The sequence below is a fragment of the Paenibacillus konkukensis genome (genome assembly GCF_023523925.1).
Lineage (GTDB): Bacteria > Bacillota > Bacilli > Paenibacillales > NBRC-103111 > Paenibacillus_S > Paenibacillus_S doosanensis.
This window is the reverse complement of sequence record NZ_CP027059.1, coordinates 4,161,602-4,179,456: the sequence shown is the minus strand read 5'-3', so window position 1 is coordinate 4,179,456 and position 17,855 is coordinate 4,161,602. Positions and strand designations below refer to the sequence as shown.

Here is a 17,855-nt window from a genome sequence, read left to right as displayed (position 1 = left end):
GCAGGCCCTCTGCCATTTGCTGGTTTTATTGGCCTTACCGGGGCTGTTTCTGGTACACTATATTAGTTGAAGCGATATGTTAAGAGAATCGGAATTGCATTCGGAGGAATGAACTTTATGAAGTTAAGCAAAGAGGATATAGAGCTGCTCGCCCCGGCCGGCGATTGGGACTGTCTCAGAGCGGCTGTAGCCAACGGGGCGAATGCCGTCTTTTTCGGCGTGGAGAAGTTTAATGCGCGGGCCCGGGCGAACAATTTTCATACGGACGAGCTGCCTGATATTATGTCTTTTCTTCATCTGTACGGGGTGAAAGGATTTCTTACTTTCAATATATTGGTGTTCGAGGATGAGCTTGACGAAGCACGCAAGCTGATCGAAGCCTGTATTGACGCGGGGGTGGACGCGGTCATCGTGCAGGACCTGGGCTTGGTCAAGATGATTCGCGACATTTCCCCGGATTTCCCGATCCACGGCTCGACCCAGATGACGATCACTTCTCCGGAAGCGGTCGAGTTCACGAAGCCGTTCGATATCGAACGAGTGGTGCTCGGACGGGAAAATAATCTGAAGCAAATCAAACAGATCGGCGGCCAGGCGAAGCTGCCGATGGAAGTGTTCGTGCACGGCGCGCTGTGCGTCTCGTATTCGGGTCAATGTCTGACCTCGGAGATGTGGGGAGGCCGTTCGGCCAACCGCGGAGAATGCGCTCAAGCCTGTCGTTTGCCTTACGACCTGATGGTGGACGGCGTGCAGAAGCCGATGGGCGATATCGCCTACCTGCTGTCGCCGAAGGATTTGGCCGCGCTGGAGCTCGTTCCCGAGCTGATCGAAGCGGGAGTGACTTCGTTCAAGATCGAAGGCCGGCTTAAGAGTCCGGAGTATGTAGCGAATGTCGTAAGCAAGTACCGCAAGGCGATTGACCGCTACTTCGAAACCGGGCAGGCCAAGCCGACGAAGGAGGAGCTGCGCGAGCTGGAGCAGAGCTTTTCTCGCGGTTTCACCTACGGCTTTCTCAAAGGAACGAACAATAAGCAGTTGGTCGAGGGAACTTACCCGAAAAGCCGCGGCGTCTATGTAGGGCGCGTGAAGCAAATTTTGCGCGACGGCGTGCTCTGCGAGCTCGAAGCGCCGCTGAAGCGCGGGGACGGCATCTGCTTCGACGCCGGGGACCCGACGAAGAAGGAGGAAGGCGGCCGCGTATACGATATTCGCCGCAAAGGCGAGAAGCTGGAAGGCGAGGCGTACGGCGGCTTGATCGAGATCGTGCCCGGGCGCAATGACGTGAACCTGGGCAGAGTTCATGTCGGCGACCGGATCTGGAAGACGAACGACCCGCATCTGGACAAGCGGCTGCGCCAGACGTTCGAGACGGAGAAGCCTTATCGCACATTCCCGGTATCGATCCGCGTCACAGGCAAGCTGGGCGAGCCGCTTAAGAGCTGGTGGACCGACGGGCTAACCGGCCATACGGTCTATGTGGAGTCCGAGCTGCCGCTCGTGCAGGCGGAGAAGCGGCCGATGGACGCCGCGCTGTTCGAGGATCAGTTCGGCCGTCTGGGCGGGACGACGCTGGAGCTTGGAGAGCTTGACGTGCAGCTGGACGGGGCCCTGATCGTGCCGATGCGCGAACTGAACGGCATGCGCCGCAATGCTGCGGCGCAATTGGAGGAGGCGCGCCAAGCTCCGCGCTCGTATATTAAACGCCGCATAACCGCCATGGACGATGCGGCGCCGAAGAACGGCAAGCCGCAGGCTCCGCGGCTTACGGCGCTGTGCCGCAACCTGGAGCAGGTGCGCGCGGCCGCGCGGACGGACGTCGACATGATCTATGCCGACTTCGAATTTATCAAGCAGTTCCCCGCGGCGGTAGAGGCGGCCCGGGAGGCCGGCAAGCGGATCGCTCTGGCGACGCCGCGCATTCATATGCCGGGGGAAACCGGCTACTTTCGCAATATTATGAAGCTGCAGCCCGACGCGGTGCTCGTTCGCAATACGGGGGCTGTCTATTATTACATGAAATACCGTATGGAGCATCCTGAGGAACGTCATCCGGAACTGATCGGAGATTTTTCCTTAAATATAGCGAATCATAAGACAGCCGCTCTGTTCCTCGATGCAGGCTTAAGCAAAGTGACGCCTTCGTACGATCTGAACATTCAGCAGATGGTCGATCTGTTGGAGGTGGCCGATACTTCCAAGCTGGAGGTCGTCATTCATCAGCATATGCCGATGTTCCATACGGAGCACTGCGTGTACTGCACGTTTATGAGCGAGGGGACCGACTATACGAACTGCGGACGCCCGTGCGAAGAGCATCGCTTGTCGCTGCAGGACCGCGTCGGCATGTCTCATCCGGTGCGGGTCGACGAGGGCTGCCGCAATACGGTGTACAATGCCATCGAGCAATCCGGCGCCGAATATGTGCGCAACTTCCTCGACCTCGGGGTAGCCTCCTTCCGGGTGGAGTTTCTGGAGGAAACGCCGGATAAAGTGCTGGAAGTTATCGATTTGTATCAACGCGCTCTGCAGGGCACTATTAGCGGAACGCAGGTTTGGAAAAAGCTCAAAGCGACCAACCAACTGGGCGTTACCCGCGGGCAGTTAGTTAAATAACCGATTGTTTCGTCGGCTCACGCCGAATAATCATCCAGTCTGTCAAGCAGCCGCCGCATCGGTTTGATGCGAAGCCGGCTGCTTTTTTTCGTTGTTTGGCCATGATCGGCTATTTCCTGCGACCCAGCCTTCCGGAAGTGCCGTTTCAGGGAGGCGAACATTCTTTTGAAATTGGCGCGATCTTCTGCTACTATATACATAGATATACGATGCATAGAACAACGAGGTAAATGATTTTGAGATTGAATATGGAGGTGTCATCTCTGGCATGAGTGTCAACAAAGAGCTGCTGAAAGGCAGCACGGGCACGTTAATTTTGACGCTGCTGGAACAAACGGACCGTTACGGCTACGAATTGATCAAAGAGCTGGAGCGAAGCTCCGACGGAACGTTCGTACTCAAGGAAGGTACGCTGTATCCGATACTCCACGGGATGGAGGCGGAACGGTGGGTCGAGTCGTACTGGCGGCAGGCCGACGGCCGCAAACGCAAATATTACCGTCTGACGGATAGCGGGAAGCGGCAGCTTCAGGAGAAGAAGCAGGAATGGCGCTTGTTCCGCAACGCGGTAGACCGGGTGCTGGGGGAGGGACAAGGATGAACCGATTCGATAAACATCCTCTTATCAACGAGTATTTATCCGCCGTGTGCGGCCGTGTCAAAGCTAGAGAGCTGCATAAGGAAATCCGGCAGGAGATGGCGGGCCACTTGGAAGAACTGATGAGCGCCAAGCAGGAAGAGGGCTTGGATGAGAAGGCGGCGGCGCAATGGGCGATTCGGCAGATGGGCGATCCCGAGGCGGTCGGCCGCGAGCTTAATAAAGTACATAAGCCGCGTATTCCTTGGGGACTCGTCGGCTGGGTAGCCGTCCTGCTCATCATTTCGCTGGTGGCTATGTATGCGGTGGAGCTGGCATATACGGGCAACGAGGGCAATACTGCTCCTTCAGGGCATTTTTTGGTAAAAAAAGCTATGTTTATTGCGGCCGGTTTGCTGGCTATGACGGCGTTCCTGTTCTTTGATTACCGGAAGCTGCAGCATTATTCCTGGGCGATGTATGCGGGGACGCTGCTGGTTGCGCTTGCGACGATGGCATGGGGGCTTCAAGTCAACGGAACGAAGAGCTGGATTGTCATCGGCCCTATGACCGTCGATTGGATGAGCGTGAGCCCGTTTCTGTTTATCGTGGCCGCCGCGGGATTGCTCCGTCATTGGGGAACGGACTTGAGGTCGCTGGCGCTGCAGCATTTGCTGTTCGTGTTTATTCCTGCAGTAGTGTACGTAATGGCCCCCTCCGTGTCGTCCTTATTGATTTACGCCGCGGCTTATTTGCTGCTTCTGTACACGGCGCGCCAAAGCCGGCTGGCTATAGCTTCGCAAGCGATCGTGCTTGCAGCGATGGGGGGGCTGTATACCTTGTCTTCGTTACACAGCAGAATAAGTCTGGGCGCCTTTTTCGACCGATATGAAGATCCTGTGGAGGGATACATGTACATTCAAATCGATTCGGCGGTCCGTTCCGCCGGGTGGTGGGGTCACGGCTTCGCCGCCGTCAATACGAAGCTTCCTTATATTTATTCGGATACGCTGTTTACCTATTTGATCTACAGCATGGGATGGCTGGGGGGAGGCGTTGTCGTTACATGCGCCGTCTGGTTCGCCATTCATCTCCTGCGTATGTTGGCCGTGGTGAGGGACGGGTACGGGAAGCTGCTGATCAGCGGGGTGTCCGGTTTGTTTATCGTTCAGTATATATGGAGCATCGGCATGTCCGTCGGCCTGCTTCCGATTCTGGGAGGAGTGACTCTGCCGTTTGTCAGCTACGGGGGGACTCATCTGATTGTAGAGCTGGCGGCGATGGGAATTCTGCTCAGCGTTTACCGGCGCAAGGATATGATTCGAATCCCTCAGTAGCTATGAGGCAAAGCAGCGACCTGCGGGTTGCTTGCAAAGCGGCGGGTTTTCTGTCAGAAAACTCACACAGTCTGCTATGCCGCCGGAGACGTCGGAGAAAGAGCCGCATTTGCCGTCCGGATGATGACGTCGCAAGTAGAGTGAAAAGGCACAACCTGAGTGAATTTAAGGGTTGTGCTATTTTTTTGGCTGAACCGGCATTCGAAAGATCCCGGTATTTTGAGGGCGTTTTAAGCAAAATGTTTGGAAAATGTTAAGATTTGCATATACAATTTCTTCTTGTGCCAGCCGATAATAAATGAAGAGGAATAAAATAACAAGCAGCCCGCCTCTCGGGCGATGAAGCGGTTAAACATCTTGGGTTCGGCAGCTAGATCAACCATCCGTTCACGCTGGAGAACCGTTTTTGTATACATTTTATTCTTTTCTTGCAACAGTGCACAAAGCAAAACGATACGTAAATGACTTGACCGGAGGGAAGTTAGGAGCTCATGATCGACATTCACTCACACTTGATTCCAGGCATAGATGACGGGGCGAAGGATATGGAGGAGTCTATCGCAATGGCGAGGGCTGCTGTTGAGGAGGGGATACATACGCTGATTGCTACTCCGCATCACGCCAACGGCAAATATGATAACCCTTGGAAGCGGGTCGTACAAGCCGTTCATGATGTGAATGAGGCGCTCAAGGAACAGGGTATTCCGCTTACGGTGTTGTCCGGACAGGAAATTCGCGTTTATAGCCGTTTATTGGAAGATCTTCACAACGACATAGCGGGCACTCTTCACTCAACACCATACATATTAATCGAATTTCCGACTCGGGAAATACCTAAGGAAACGGAATCGTTGTTTCACGAGCTGCGTGTCATGGGTTTGGTTCCGATCATTGCCCATCCGGAGAGAAACATAGAGCTGGCCGAGAATCCTTCCAAGCTGGAGCGGCTGATTCGCCAAGGCGCACTCTCTCAGATTACGAGCCATTCTATTAACGGATTGTTCGGCAAGAAGATACAGAAGCTCTCGCTGGAGATGTGCAAGCATCATCTGGCGCATTTCATCGCATCGGATGCCCACAATATGAAATACAGGGCGTTCGGACTGCGCGAAGCTTATGCGCTGCTGTCAAGGCAATTGGGGGATCGTCTTGTACAGGGCTATATGGAAAATGCCGAGAAGCTGATTCGGGGCGAAGCGGTGGAAGCGCCCGAGCCGGGCTGGCGGGACAAGGCTTGGTGGAGGTTTTGGTAGTTTGGTAGGATGTCACAATTTGCTAGAATTTCGTTGACAGCACGAATACGACCGTGGTACTATAAGTTGGGTTATTTTACTATTTGTGTTTGAAGTTCTCAGTCAATGTGGGCCTATAGGAGTGGTATAGGCTTATTGGTCATGGGGCGGATAGGACTATATTCCTAAAATTTTATTAATATTTGATTATAAACCTTGAGGTGATGATAGAATGACGATGAAGAAAAAACTGGTAGTTTCTACAGTAGCAGCAAGTTTGGTATTCAGTTCTCTGGCAGGGCTGCCGGTCAGCACGAAAGGATTGCTGGAGAAGCTCGGCGTTGGAGCGGAAGTTGCGCAAGCGGCTACTCCAGGGCTGAATACGATTGTTAACGAATTGAACAAGGTGCACAGCTATGTGTGGACCGACGATGAGAAGGCTTCGATCAGCCAGGCGCGCGCCCAATTGAACAATTTGGGCAACAACGCGGAAGATACGGCTCTTGTGAGCGAAGTGACGACGAGAATTAACAGCAAGCTGAGCGCGGTAGAAGATCCGAGCGAATTCGACCAGTTGTCGGATGCGAACATTCTGAAGCTGTTCAGCGCTCTTAACGTGTTCTTTACCGTTGAAGCGATCGAAGAAAATACGGAAGAGGGAACCAGTCTTGCCGACGCGTTGGTCAGCAAAGAGCTCCGTCCGGTGATCAAGCAGCTGGCCAAGCTGGGCGGCAGCAGCAAGGAAGACCTGTCCGTTCAAGATGCGGCTGACTTCGCGATTGCTGTCGAAGCGGCTCTGAAGGCTCAATTGGCCGATAAGGATTTCGACAATTTGGCGAAGCTGGCTACCGACGTACAAGCGATGAAAGATATTATCAAAGCAGCCGTAGACAGTGTTATGAACAACAAAGCGCTTAAATTCAGCACTGTGCTCAGTAATATAGGTATTACGGTGGACGATGTGGCGGCCGTTACGAATAAAATCGTCGCTGCAGTCGATCCGAAACGCGAAGCGGCTACGACCATTGCGCTGGCGCTGCTGCGTTCCGAAGCGAATACGACGTTCGCGAGAACAAGCGATTATATCGAAAACTCGCAAACGCAAAATTACCAATTCACGATTTTGGGCAAAACGTTGCCGAACATTTTGGTCTGGACCTCTTCTAACGCAAACATCGCGGTTGCGTATGTAGAAGACAGCGGCAAAATCAAGACGACGCAGACTGGAACGGGATCGGTAACAACGACGCTGGAAGGCAAAATCGTGGCTCCGGGAACGCTGCTGGACAATAAAGTATTGGTAAGACAAACGGTTACTTCCGCCTACAATCCGGTTAAGAACAATAACAATAAAGGCGGCGGCGGTGGAGGCGGCGGCGGTATCGTAACCAGCCCTGTGAATCAAGCCTCCAATAACGCGCAAAGCACTTTAAGCAGTATCAAGGATCAGCTGAAGAACGCATCTGAAGAGAAGCGCCAGCAACTCATAGAGCAAGCAAGAGCGGCCGTTGCCGAGACGATTGCTCAAATCACGCAAATCGATTTGTCCTCGTCGATTGCCGCAAACGGCGATAAAGGCGTGGCGAAGCTGGACACAGCCGCTCTGGTTCAACAAATTCAAGAAATCGCTGCCGAGAGCCAGAAGCTGTTCGATGCCTTGAAAGAGATCGATCCTGATGCTGCGCCTTCCAAGCTGGAGCTTACCTTGAATCTGGGCGATATTACCGTGAAGACGCTTGAGATTCCTTTGGCCAAAGAACTGCTTGCCGCAGCTAAAGATAATGGCATCGATAAAATCGCCGTAAGCATTAAAGGCGTTACGCTTGCGCTTGATCCTAGAACGTTCAGCGCGGATACGACGCTGACCATCGGCAAGAAAGATGCCGACGCAGCGACCAGTGTAACCCAGCTTCCGGTAGCATCTGGAGTGTTCGAATTCGAATTTAGTTCGAACGGCGCTGCAGTGACGAATTTCTCCAGTCCTGTCGAGGTTCGTCTGGCGGTTGCAGACCCTTCCAAGTTCGATACGGAGAAGCTGGTGCTCGCTAAGATCGTCGACGGCAAATTGGAGTTCTACGGCGGTAAATATAACGCTAAGGACAGACAATTCAACGGCAAAAGAAAATCCTTCTCGACCTATACGGTAGTTGAAAACAACGTCGTCTTCAATGACACGGCTTCGGTAAAAGCTTGGGCCGGACGCCAAATTGAAGTCGCTGCCGCTAAAGGCATTCTGGAAGGACGCGGCGATAACGAGTTTGTGCCTAACGGTACGGTAACTCGCGCCGAATTTGCGAAAATGATCGTCAAAACTTTCGGTCTTGAGGATGCGTCCGCAACTGAAAACTTTAGCGATGTGAACGACAACGATTGGTTCAAACCGTATGTTGCGGCAGCCGTGAAGAGCGGTCTGGTGAACGGAAGAGAAGAAGGCAAGTTCGATCCGAACGGTCAAATTACCCGTGCCGAAATGGCGACGATCGCGGCAAGAGCCTTGCAATCCGTGAATGGAGCGAAAGCGGCTTCCGATGTGGACGCTGCGCTGAAAGCCTTCACTGACGCCGATTCGATTCACGAATCTTTGAAAGCCGGTGTAGCTCTGTCCGTAGGAGAAGGAATTATTGTCGGTGAAGACAACAATAAATTCAATCCGAACGCTGACTCTACTCGCGCGCAAGCAGCTGTGGTCATTTATCGTCTGTTGAATAAATAAGCAGGGAACCGATGTAAACCTCCTCTTCTTTGCGGGGAGGTTTACAGTTTCTTTTTCCTACTTGGTGCCCGTAAGCCGATTTGACAAGACAAGATAGCTGCACGCTGTTTTCCGACGAATGGAGGTCAATAATGGAACTGGATCTGAAGGATTATATTAAGATCATCAAGAAGAGGATCTGGATAATCATTGCAATCGTATTGGTTTGCACCGTAGTGACCGGTGCGGCCAGTTATTTTTTCATACAGCCTGTCTATGAGGCGTCGACCAAGCTGATCGTGAACAAGTCGAACGAACGGCTCGGTCTGGATCAGGTCGACATTAACTCGATCAACTTGAATATCCGGCTGATTGATACTTACAAGGAAGTTATCAAGACGCCTCGCATTATGGATAAAGTAGTACAAGATTACCCTGAGTTTCAGTTGACGGCGGAAGAGCTGATCAAGAAGATCAAGGTAAGCTCGGTTAACAACACGCAGGTGATGACGGTAGTCGTCCAGGATCATTCCTACGAGAAAGCGGCCAACATCGTCAACGCGGTGTCGAAGGTGTTCCAGAGGGAGATTCCGTCCATCATGAAGGTGGACAACGTATCCCTCTTGAATGAAGCGCAAGTGAGCGAGAAGCCGGTGCCGGTGAAGCCGAATCCCAAGCTCAACATTGCGATCAGCTTTGTCGTATCCTTGATGGCGGCGGTAGGGCTCGCCTTCCTGCTCGACTATTTGGATGATTCCATCAAGACGGAAGAAGATGTCAAGGAATTCCTCGAGCTGCCGACGCTGGCGATGATCGCCCGTATCGAAGCCGACGATCTGATCAACCATAAATCTTCAACATCCCAGCAGCGACAGGCAGGTGAGACGACTCGTGTTACCGTCAACCAATAGCAGACCTATCATTACGCACGATAATCCGAAATCGCCGATCTCGGAAGCTTACCGGTCACTGAGAACGAACATTCAATTCTCGGCGATCGATGAGGAAATCCGGACGATTATGGTCACCTCGGCCGGGCCGGGCGAAGGGAAATCGACGACGATCACGAATCTTGCCGTAGCTTACGCTCAATCGGATATGCATGTTGTCCTCATCGATGCGGATCTTCGCAAGCCGACGATGCATCATACGTTTAATCTCAGTAACCGGATCGGGTTGACGAACGCTCTGTCTTCCCGGGGCATGGTATCCGACGTAATACGGGAGACGAAGATTCCGAATTTGTCGGTTATCACATCCGGACCAATTCCGCCGAACCCTTCGGAGATGCTCGCATCGAAGCGGATGGGAGTTTTACTTGAAGAATTAAAGGAACAATACGATATGATCCTGATCGATACGCCGCCGGCTCTGGCGGTAACCGATGCCCAGATTGTAGCGTCCAAGAGCGACGGGGTTATCCTTGTCATCGACTCCGGTAAAGTGAAGCGGGAGATTGCGATGAAGGCCAAGGCGAACCTGGATTATGTCAAGGCGAGAATCTTGGGCGTCGTGCTGAACAATATGAATCGCAAAAGCTCGGAATCGTATTACTACTATTATTACGGAAACAAAGAGTAAACAAAGAACGGATAACGGGGGATGAACATGGGCCAGGACAAGCGAATATCGCTGATGATTATCATAGACATACTTATCATATGGATGAGTATTCTCACTTCATACTATATTCGTTTTGACGGGCAGATTCCCCCCGCCTCTTGGCATCAAGCCTTTTTGTATTTGTCCGTTTCGACCGTTATCTGTATTCTGTCCATGCGGTTTTTCAGGCTGTACAACCGAGTGTGGCAGTATGCCAGCGTTGGCGAGATGGTGACCATATTCAAGGCGGTAACCGTCGGCACGATCTTATCCTATGCAGTTGTTTACATATTCACCATGCATAGAGTTCCTTACTCGATTTTACTACGCAATTACGAAACGATGCTCTTGTTCGTGGGAGGCTCGCGCTTTACATGGCGCGTCGTCAGAGACCGGATTACGAAGCCGGTCAACCATCATAAGAAGGCGCTCATCATCGGCGCCGGCGATTGCGGTGTGCTGATTGCCAAAGAGATGATCAATACCTCGGATGCCGTGCTGTATCCGGTCGCATTCATCGACGATGATGCGAACAAGCAAAACCAGCGTATTTATAATCTCCCGGTAGTAGGCACGAGGGAGAACATAGCGGAAGTCGCCGAGCAAATGAACATCGACGAAATCATCATTGCGATTCCTTCGTTGAATCGTCAGGAAACGTCCAAGATTATCGACATATGCAAGCAAACCAAGGCCAAAATGAAGATCATTCCCAAGATCAATTCCCTTATCGACGGATCGGTCACCGTTAAGGAGATTCGCGATGTCGAGGTAGAGGATTTGCTGGGCCGCGATCCGATCAGCGTCGATCTGGACGGAATCGCCAATTATGTAGAGCGCAAGACGATCCTGGTCACAGGGGCGGGCGGTTCCATCGGGTCCGAGCTGTGCCGGCAGATTGCGCCGTTCCATCCTAAGCAGCTGCTGCTGCTAGGTCACGGAGAGAACAGTATTTACTTAATCGAGATGGAAATGAGACGGAGTTTTCCCGATCTTCATATAGAGACGATTATCGCAGATATTCAGGACCGGGAGCGGATCAACGAAGTGTTCGCCAAGTATCGGCCTGAAGTCGTATTCCATGCGGCAGCCCATAAACACGTGCCGCTCATGGAACGCAATCCTGCGGAAGCGGTAAAAAATAATGTATTCGGCACGAAGAACGTAGCTGAAGCGGCGGATCGCTACAGCTGTGAGCGATTCGTTCTTATTTCATCGGATAAAGCGGTGAACCCGACGAGCATTATGGGGACGACCAAGCGAATCGCCGAGATGGTCATTCAGTCGCTGGATAAGACGAGCAAGACGAAGTTCGTAGCGGTCCGGTTCGGCAATGTGCTCGGAAGTCGCGGCAGCGTCATCCCGTACTTCAAGGAGCAGATCGCAAGAGGCGGCCCGGTGACGGTAACGCACAAGGATATGATCCGTTACTTTATGACGATTCCAGAGGCCGTGCAGCTCGTTATTCAAGCCGGAGCCTTCGCTCAAGGCGGAGAAATCTTCATCCTGGATATGGGGCAGCCCGTCCGGATCGTCCAACTGGCGGAGGATCTGATCCGCTTGTCCGGATTTATCCCGTATGAAGAGATTAACATCGAGTTCACAGGGATTCGCCCGGGCGAGAAGCTCTACGAAGAGCTGCTTACAAGCGAGGAGGGCCTCACCTCGACCAAGCACGACCGGATCTTCGTCGGCAAGCCGACCATCATCAATAAGTCCGAGCTGGAGATGGAGATCAAAGCGCTGGAGCGTGTCCTGCTGGAGGATCGCAGCCAGATCGAAGATGAACTGAAGCATATTGTCCCTACATTCCTTAATGTATCTTAAACTTCCGAGACCAATGGACAAGGTGGGTGAGCCTCATGAAAAAAGCGATCTATATCATACTTTTTCTTGTTGTCACTCTCGGTATCGGCGGATATGCGGCTTCAAATTATATCATTAGCTATTTTCTGCAAAGCATGGTTTCTTCCGAAACGGCAAACATGCTGGAAGCTGCGGCAGGCAGCTCTGTGCCTGAACAGGAATCCAAGGCTCCGGCCACCGAACAAGCCCGACAAAATAATACTTCGACTGCAGGCTCATCCTCCAAATCTGTTCCAACAGACCCCGGGGACGGGCCCGTTCAGCTTGAAGAGGAACCAAACGCCAGCGGGGGCGGAGGAGCATCGCAGAATAAGCAGGGGACCAAAAGCGACATTTCGGAAAAGAGCGGACAGGAAATGGATACGACCGAAGGGATGAAATACAAGCCTGAGGTTTCCTCGGATAAGGCAAAGGCGGTTGAACAATCCATAACGGCCAAGGAGAAGGCCCAGATTTTATCCGTATTAATCAGAAAATTGAGCACTGATGAGCTCCAGTTGTTCGTGAAGATGGCCAGCAACGGCATTTCCGTCGAAGAGAAGAAGGAAGCCAAGAAGATTATTTTACAGAAACTAACGGAAGAAGAGTACGACCAGCTGATCTCTATCGCGGCCAAGTACGGGTTAAGTCAAGGGAAGAGCTATAAGGAGTCGAAGAAAGAGTGAACGGAATCAACAAGGGGGATATAGAGAGATGAAAGTAAGAAAAGCGATTATTCCAGCGGCGGGATTAGGGACACGGTTTCTGCCTGCGACTAAAGCGATGCCCAAGGAAATGCTGCCGATCGTCGACAAACCGACGATTCAATATATTGTAGAAGAAGCGGTCGAATCGGGAATTGAAGATATTATTATCGTGACGGGCAAGGGCAAACGCGCGATCGAAGACCACTTCGATAACTCCTTCGAGCTGGAACAGAACTTGCTGGAGAAGGGGAAGCTGGAGCTGCTGAATGAAGTTCAGAAATCGTCCAAAATGGTCGATATTCATTATATACGGCAGAAGGAAGCCAGAGGATTAGGACATGCCGTATGGTGTGCGCGGAAGTTTATCGGCAATGAGCCGTTCGCCGTACTTCTCGGCGACGATATCGTCAAGGCGGAGAAGCCGTGCTTGAGACAAATGATCGAGCAGTACAACAAGTACAATTCGTCGATTATTGGCATCCAGCCGGTCGAGGCAACGGAAGTTTCCCGGTATGGCATTGTAGACGGTTTCTCGTTGGAAGAGCGTGTCTACCGAGTGAATAGTCTAGTTGAGAAGCCCAAGCAAGAGGATGCCCCTTCGAACCTGGCTATTATGGGCCGGTACATATTAAACCCTCGAATCTTCGATATCCTGGAGAACCAGACGCCGGGGGCGGGCGGAGAAATCCAGCTTACGGATGCTATTGCTGAACTCAATCATATGGAAGCCGTCTTCGCCTATAACTTCGAAGGCATTCGGTATGATGTCGGGGAGAAGCTGGGATTTATTAAGACGACGATTGAGTTTGCTTTGCAGCGCGGGGAATTGAAGCAGGAGTTGTTGGAGTATCTTACGAAGGTAATAAGTGAGTCAAACCCAATTTTGAAATAGTAGGTTGAAGGGAAGAACAGTATGCATATACCATTTTCGCCTCCAGATATATCAGATATTGAAATTAATGAGGTAATTGATACCTTAAAGTCAGGGTGGATAACAACCGGTCCCAAGACGAAATTATTAGAAAAAAACATTGCTGAATATGTAGGAACATCTAAGGCAGTATGTCTAAACTCTGCTACCGCAGCAATGGAACTAACATTAAGGTTGTTAGGTATTGGCGAGGGTGACGAGGTTATAACATCGGCGTATACATATACGGCATCAGCAAGTGTCATTCAACATGTTGGTGCTAGAATAGTCCTTGTCGATACGGGTGTAAATAGTTATCAAATGGACTATGAACAGCTAGAGAAGGCCATCACACCTAATACTAAAGCAATTATTCCAGTTGATATCGCTGGGGTTATGTGTGATTACGAAACTATTTTTGATATAGTCCATCGAAAGCAATCGTTATTTCGGCCTTCTACTGATCTACAGAAGGAAATTGGCCGAATTGTTGTCTTAGCTGACGCTGCCCATTCCTTCGGAGCGGTATTAAAGGGGAAGCGTAGCGGATCTATCGCTGATTTTACCTCTTTTTCTTTCCATGCAGTTAAGAATTTCACAACGGGTGAAGGTGGAGCCGTTACATGGCGCGATATTCCTGGAGTTGACAATGAGGAAATATACAAGCAATTTATGTTACTGTCCCTTCATGGTCAGTCTAAGGATGCGTTGTCTAAAACAAAGCTAGGCTCCTGGGAATACGATATTGTGTACCCAGGATATAAATGTAATATGACGGATATTATGGCGTCTATCGGATTAGGACAATTCCAAAGGTATCCACAGCTTTTAGAAAAAAGAAGGCAGTTAATTCAGTTTTATGACAAGGAACTGTCTCATATTGGCGATGTAGAAGTTCTAAGGCATTATGGTCAGAATTTTTCATCGAGTGGACATCTTTATCTAGTTAGGCTGCTAGGAAAAGATGAAGAATATCGAAATAAAGTAATAAAACAAATGGCATGGAAGAACATTTCTACAAATGTTCATTATAAGCCGTTACCGATGCATACTGCTTATAAAAATCTTGGTTTTGATATCTGCGATTACCCTAATGCGTTTAGTATGTATCAAAATGAAGTAACTTTGCCGTTGCATACGCAACTAACCAATGAAGAAGTCAAATATGTAGTAAAAGCATTGAATAGTATACTCCAAGAAAGTACTTGGAAGGGTAGGGACATTAATGTTCTTGAAAGAGTGGAATGATCTTCCTGAAAGTATGAAAGTAGAAAATGTTCGAAAGTATTATGACGCTTTATACAAAGTAAGGTATAAATTATTTGTTAAACGTATTTTCGATATCGTATCTGCTCTATTTATTGCTATTATTTTTTTGCCCCTCATTTCGGTAATTAGTGTGGCTATAAAAATTGATTCTGCTGGTCCAGTGTTTTTTCGCCAAACTAGAGTTACACAGTATGGGAAACATTTCCGTATATATAAGTTCCGTACCATGGTTAATGATGCTGAGAAGATAGGAACTCAGGTAACAATTCATAATGATTACAGAGTTACGAAAATAGGGAAAATTCTACGAAAGTTTCGATTGGATGAGATTCCACAAGTATTTAATATAATAATAGGCGATATGAGTTTTGTGGGTACAAGGCCAGAGGTTCCTAGATATGTCGAAAGATATACTGATCTGATGATGGCAACTCTATTCTTGCCTGCGGGGTTGACTTCAGAAGCAAGTATTAAATACAAGGACGAAGAAAAAATACTCGAGAATGTAGAAAGTGCCGATAATACATATATAGAGCTTATTTTACCAAAAAAGATGGAGTTGAACTTAAAAGGGATTGAGGAATTTAGTCTACTTAATGAATTCACATTATTAGTTCAGACTGCTTTTGCTGTCTTTAATAGAGGTAAGTCATCAGATAACAATAACTATAACAACCGACTGAAAGGTATATAGTTAAGAGGAAGTCGAGGTATATTAAAATGCCGATTCAAGAAGATCATGCTCAAGAAAAAATGGACAAACCAGTTCTGGTATCAATAGTAATGCCAGTATATAATGAAGAACAATATATAGAAGCCTGCATTCACTCATTATTAAAACAGGATTATTCTCGACTCTCAATGGAGTGGATTTTTGTAGATGGCTGTTCGAAGGACAGAACTAAACTAATTCTTGATAGCTTTAAACAAAGGTTTCCCGATTTAATTAAGATACATGACAATCCAAATAAGACTGTACCTTATGCCATGAACATAGGAATTAAAGCTGCTACTGGCAAATATATAATTCGATTGGATGCTCATTCGGAATATGCATTTGATTACATATCAAAATGCGTGTATTATCTTGAAGTTACGGACGCAGATAATGTAGGAGGGATAGCTAAAACAAAAAGCAGGGGCTTTACTGGAAACGCAATTGCCCTTATGTTATCTTCAAAATTTGGAGTAGGGAATTCACAGTTTAGGACAAATGGTAGGAGTGGATATGTTGATACTGTACCCTTTGGTGCCTTTCGAAGAGAAACATTTATAAAGTATGGGCTCTACGATGAAAGATTAACCCGCAATCAAGATAATGAAATGAACTATCGTATTAGAAGAAATGGTGGAAAAATATACATGGCGGAAGATATACAGTTTGCATATTATTGCCGCGACAGAATCTCTGGTATCGTAGATATGGCAATAAAAAACGGCAAGTGGAATGTCATAACATCAAAGCTTTGTCCGGGCTCTATGGGAGTAAGACATTTTGTTCCCTTTTTTTTTCTAATATCTTTAATAATAATGCCCATACTTACACTTTTATTCCAACCGTTCGGATGGTTGTTTACATCTGAGATTATATTATATTTTTTATTGGCCATGTTTTTCGCAATTAAGGATACAACGGAAGTTAAATACACTCCAATGTTATTAATATTATTTCCTTTGTTTCACATATCGTATGGCTTTGGTTCATTTTTAGGGGTATTAAAACGAAATGGAATTTATGTTAATCGGTGAATAATAAGGAGTTTTTGTAGGTTGGTATTTTAATTGAAAAGATATCACTATAATTATTCATGATGGGTTATATGATTAAGGGCAACTAGTTAATACTTATCATACACTACTGTTGTTAATGGGGGTATTTGGTGATAAGGTCAACATTTTGAACGAAGTAGTGTTAAAAAAAAAGAAAGAGGAAATACACGAGTCATGAGAATCTTATTTCTATCTGCAGGCAATAGTGTTCATACAGTTCGTTGGGTAAATGCCCTTTCGGAAAGAGGTCACGAGGTTCATTTAATCTACAATAATGATCATGTCCCTTTATCGGATAAAGTGAATGACCAAGTAATCCAACACAAATTAAAGAGAAAAGGTGTTCTTGCCTATTACCTCAACGCACGGGAGTTATCTCAATTATGTAAAAATATCAGGCCCGAAATCATAAATGTCCATTATGCTAGTGGTTATGGTACATTGGCAAGAGTGGCCAATTTAAATCCAATTATTTTATCTGTCTGGGGAAGTGATGTTTATGATTTCCCTTACGAAAGTAAAATCAAAATGAGTGTGCTACGGAAAAATATTAGACATGCTCACATAATAGCATCTACCAGTTATTCTATGGCCAAACAGGTGGAGAGATTAATGGATGCTAAAATAAATGTTACAATAACACCGTTTGGTGTAGACACTAATATATTCAAGCCAATGAAACGCATAAAGGAAAATTTCACTTTTGGGGTGGTTAAAACACTACTTCCTAAATATGGAATTTCTTATATTATAAAGGGTTTCAAAATCTTACTTAACCGAATTCAAGATGAAAAGCTACCTTATAGTCCAATACTTGAGATATATGGTAAAGGGAGCATGGAGAAGGAATTAAAGCATTTATGTGACGATTTAATGATATCAGATAAAGTTTTTTTTAGGGGTTATATTCCAAATAAGGAAATTCACCTCGCAATAAATAAGATGGACGTATTTTGTTTGGGAAGTGTAAATGATAGTGAGAGTTTTGGTGTGGCGGCAGTAGAAGCTATGGCTTGTGAAGTGCCTGTAATTGCAACTGATGTAAGTGGTTTTAAAGAAGTGGTGGTTGATGGCGAGACTGGATTTTTGATTCCTCGAAAAGACGAAAAAATTATAGCTGAAAAAATGTACGAATTAATGATAGATGATAATCTTCGAAGAACATTTGGGGGGAATGGAAGAAAGAGGGTTTTATCCCTTTATGATTGGAAAAGTAATGTTGACTTAATGGAAGAGTTGTATAAACGGCATTGTAAGAGTTCTATTAGCTTGGTATAAACTACAAATATGAAGATTTTTTT

14 protein-coding genes are annotated in these 17,855 nt (G+C 48.0%); all 14 read left to right on the top strand.

The window, feature by feature from the left end; all coding sequences use genetic code 11:
• Positions 1-108 precede the first annotated feature (108 nt).
• Positions 109-2,613, top strand: coding sequence for a U32 family peptidase (locus SK3146_RS17960; RefSeq protein ID WP_249860125.1), 2,505 nt, complete (start codon positions 109-111; stop codon positions 2,611-2,613).
• Between the two features lie 268 nt (positions 2,614-2,881).
• Positions 2,882-3,214, top strand: coding sequence for a PadR family transcriptional regulator (locus SK3146_RS17955; protein ID WP_249860124.1), 333 nt, complete (start codon positions 2,882-2,884; stop codon positions 3,212-3,214).
• Complete coding sequence (locus SK3146_RS17950) at positions 3,211-4,527, top strand: FtsW/RodA/SpoVE family cell cycle protein (protein WP_249860123.1); 1,317 nt, start codon at positions 3,211-3,213, stop codon at positions 4,525-4,527. Before SK3146_RS17955 ends, SK3146_RS17950 begins: the two co-directional genes overlap by 4 nt.
• A gap of 491 nt (positions 4,528-5,018) precedes the next feature.
• A complete protein-coding gene (locus tag SK3146_RS17945; protein WP_249860122.1) occupies positions 5,019-5,780 on the top strand; it encodes a tyrosine-protein phosphatase in 762 nt (253 codons plus the stop codon).
• Between the two features lie 211 nt (positions 5,781-5,991).
• Positions 5,992-8,472 carry an S-layer homology domain-containing protein gene (locus tag SK3146_RS17940; RefSeq protein WP_249860121.1) on the top strand — a complete coding sequence of 827 codons (2,481 nt, stop codon included), beginning with the start codon at positions 5,992-5,994 and terminating at the stop codon, positions 8,470-8,472.
• A gap of 131 nt (positions 8,473-8,603) precedes the next feature.
• Positions 8,604-9,362: a YveK family protein gene (locus SK3146_RS17935; RefSeq protein ID WP_249860120.1), complete on the top strand. Its 759-nt coding sequence runs from the start codon at positions 8,604-8,606 to the stop codon at positions 9,360-9,362.
• Positions 9,343-10,032 (top strand): CpsD/CapB family tyrosine-protein kinase, encoded by a 690-nt coding sequence (locus SK3146_RS17930; RefSeq protein ID WP_249860119.1) that lies wholly within the window; start codon positions 9,343-9,345, stop codon positions 10,030-10,032. Before SK3146_RS17935 ends, SK3146_RS17930 begins: the two co-directional genes overlap by 20 nt.
• Before the next feature lie 27 nt (positions 10,033-10,059).
• Positions 10,060-11,880, top strand: a complete 1,821-nt coding sequence (locus SK3146_RS17925) for a polysaccharide biosynthesis protein (protein WP_249866346.1) — start codon at positions 10,060-10,062, stop codon at positions 11,878-11,880.
• Positions 11,881-11,915: 35 nt separating this feature from the next.
• A complete protein-coding gene (locus SK3146_RS17920; RefSeq protein ID WP_249860118.1) occupies positions 11,916-12,584 on the top strand; it encodes a hypothetical protein in 669 nt (222 codons plus the stop codon).
• 28 nt (positions 12,585-12,612) lie between these two features.
• The gene (galU, locus tag SK3146_RS17915; protein WP_249860117.1) at positions 12,613-13,497 is read left to right on the top strand and encodes a UTP--glucose-1-phosphate uridylyltransferase GalU; all 885 of its coding nucleotides are present in this window, start codon (positions 12,613-12,615) and stop codon (positions 13,495-13,497) included.
• A 21-nt stretch (positions 13,498-13,518) separates the two neighbouring features.
• Positions 13,519-14,763 (top strand): DegT/DnrJ/EryC1/StrS family aminotransferase, encoded by a 1,245-nt coding sequence (locus SK3146_RS17910; RefSeq protein WP_249860116.1) that lies wholly within the window; start codon positions 13,519-13,521, stop codon positions 14,761-14,763.
• The gene (locus SK3146_RS17905; protein WP_249860115.1) at positions 14,741-15,478 is read left to right on the top strand and encodes a sugar transferase; all 738 of its coding nucleotides are present in this window, start codon (positions 14,741-14,743) and stop codon (positions 15,476-15,478) included. Before SK3146_RS17910 ends, SK3146_RS17905 begins: the two co-directional genes overlap by 23 nt.
• Positions 15,479-15,504: 26 nt before the next feature.
• Positions 15,505-16,533 carry a glycosyltransferase family 2 protein gene (locus SK3146_RS17900; RefSeq protein WP_249860114.1) on the top strand — a complete coding sequence of 343 codons (1,029 nt, stop codon included), beginning with the start codon at positions 15,505-15,507 and terminating at the stop codon, positions 16,531-16,533.
• 195 nt (positions 16,534-16,728) lie between these two features.
• Positions 16,729-17,832 carry a glycosyltransferase gene (locus tag SK3146_RS17895; RefSeq protein ID WP_249860113.1) on the top strand — a complete coding sequence of 368 codons (1,104 nt, stop codon included), beginning with the start codon at positions 16,729-16,731 and terminating at the stop codon, positions 17,830-17,832.
• Positions 17,833-17,855 lie beyond the last annotated feature (23 nt).

Bases quoted from the DNA above. Each gene is read 5' to 3' on its own strand.
- SK3146_RS17960 (WP_249860125.1), top strand. From the start codon at position 109: ATGAACTTTATGAAGTTAAGCAAAGAGGATATAGAGCTGCTCGCCCCG.
- SK3146_RS17955 (WP_249860124.1), top strand. From the start codon at position 2,882: ATGAGTGTCAACAAAGAGCTGCTGAAAGGCAGCACGGGCACGTTAATT.
- SK3146_RS17950 (WP_249860123.1), top strand. From the start codon at position 3,211: ATGAACCGATTCGATAAACATCCTCTTATCAACGAGTATTTATCCGCC.
- SK3146_RS17945 (WP_249860122.1), top strand. From the start codon at position 5,019: ATGATCGACATTCACTCACACTTGATTCCAGGCATAGATGACGGGGCG.
- SK3146_RS17940 (WP_249860121.1), top strand. From the start codon at position 5,992: ATGACGATGAAGAAAAAACTGGTAGTTTCTACAGTAGCAGCAAGTTTG.
- SK3146_RS17935 (WP_249860120.1), top strand. From the start codon at position 8,604: ATGGAACTGGATCTGAAGGATTATATTAAGATCATCAAGAAGAGGATC.
- SK3146_RS17925 (WP_249866346.1), top strand. From the start codon at position 10,060: ATGGGCCAGGACAAGCGAATATCGCTGATGATTATCATAGACATACTT.
- SK3146_RS17920 (WP_249860118.1), top strand. From the start codon at position 11,916: ATGAAAAAAGCGATCTATATCATACTTTTTCTTGTTGTCACTCTCGGT.
- galU (WP_249860117.1), top strand. From the start codon at position 12,613: ATGAAAGTAAGAAAAGCGATTATTCCAGCGGCGGGATTAGGGACACGG.
- SK3146_RS17910 (WP_249860116.1), top strand. From the start codon at position 13,519: ATGCATATACCATTTTCGCCTCCAGATATATCAGATATTGAAATTAAT.
- SK3146_RS17905 (WP_249860115.1), top strand. From the start codon at position 14,741: ATGTTCTTGAAAGAGTGGAATGATCTTCCTGAAAGTATGAAAGTAGAA.
- SK3146_RS17900 (WP_249860114.1), top strand. From the start codon at position 15,505: ATGCCGATTCAAGAAGATCATGCTCAAGAAAAAATGGACAAACCAGTT.
- SK3146_RS17895 (WP_249860113.1), top strand. From the start codon at position 16,729: ATGAGAATCTTATTTCTATCTGCAGGCAATAGTGTTCATACAGTTCGT.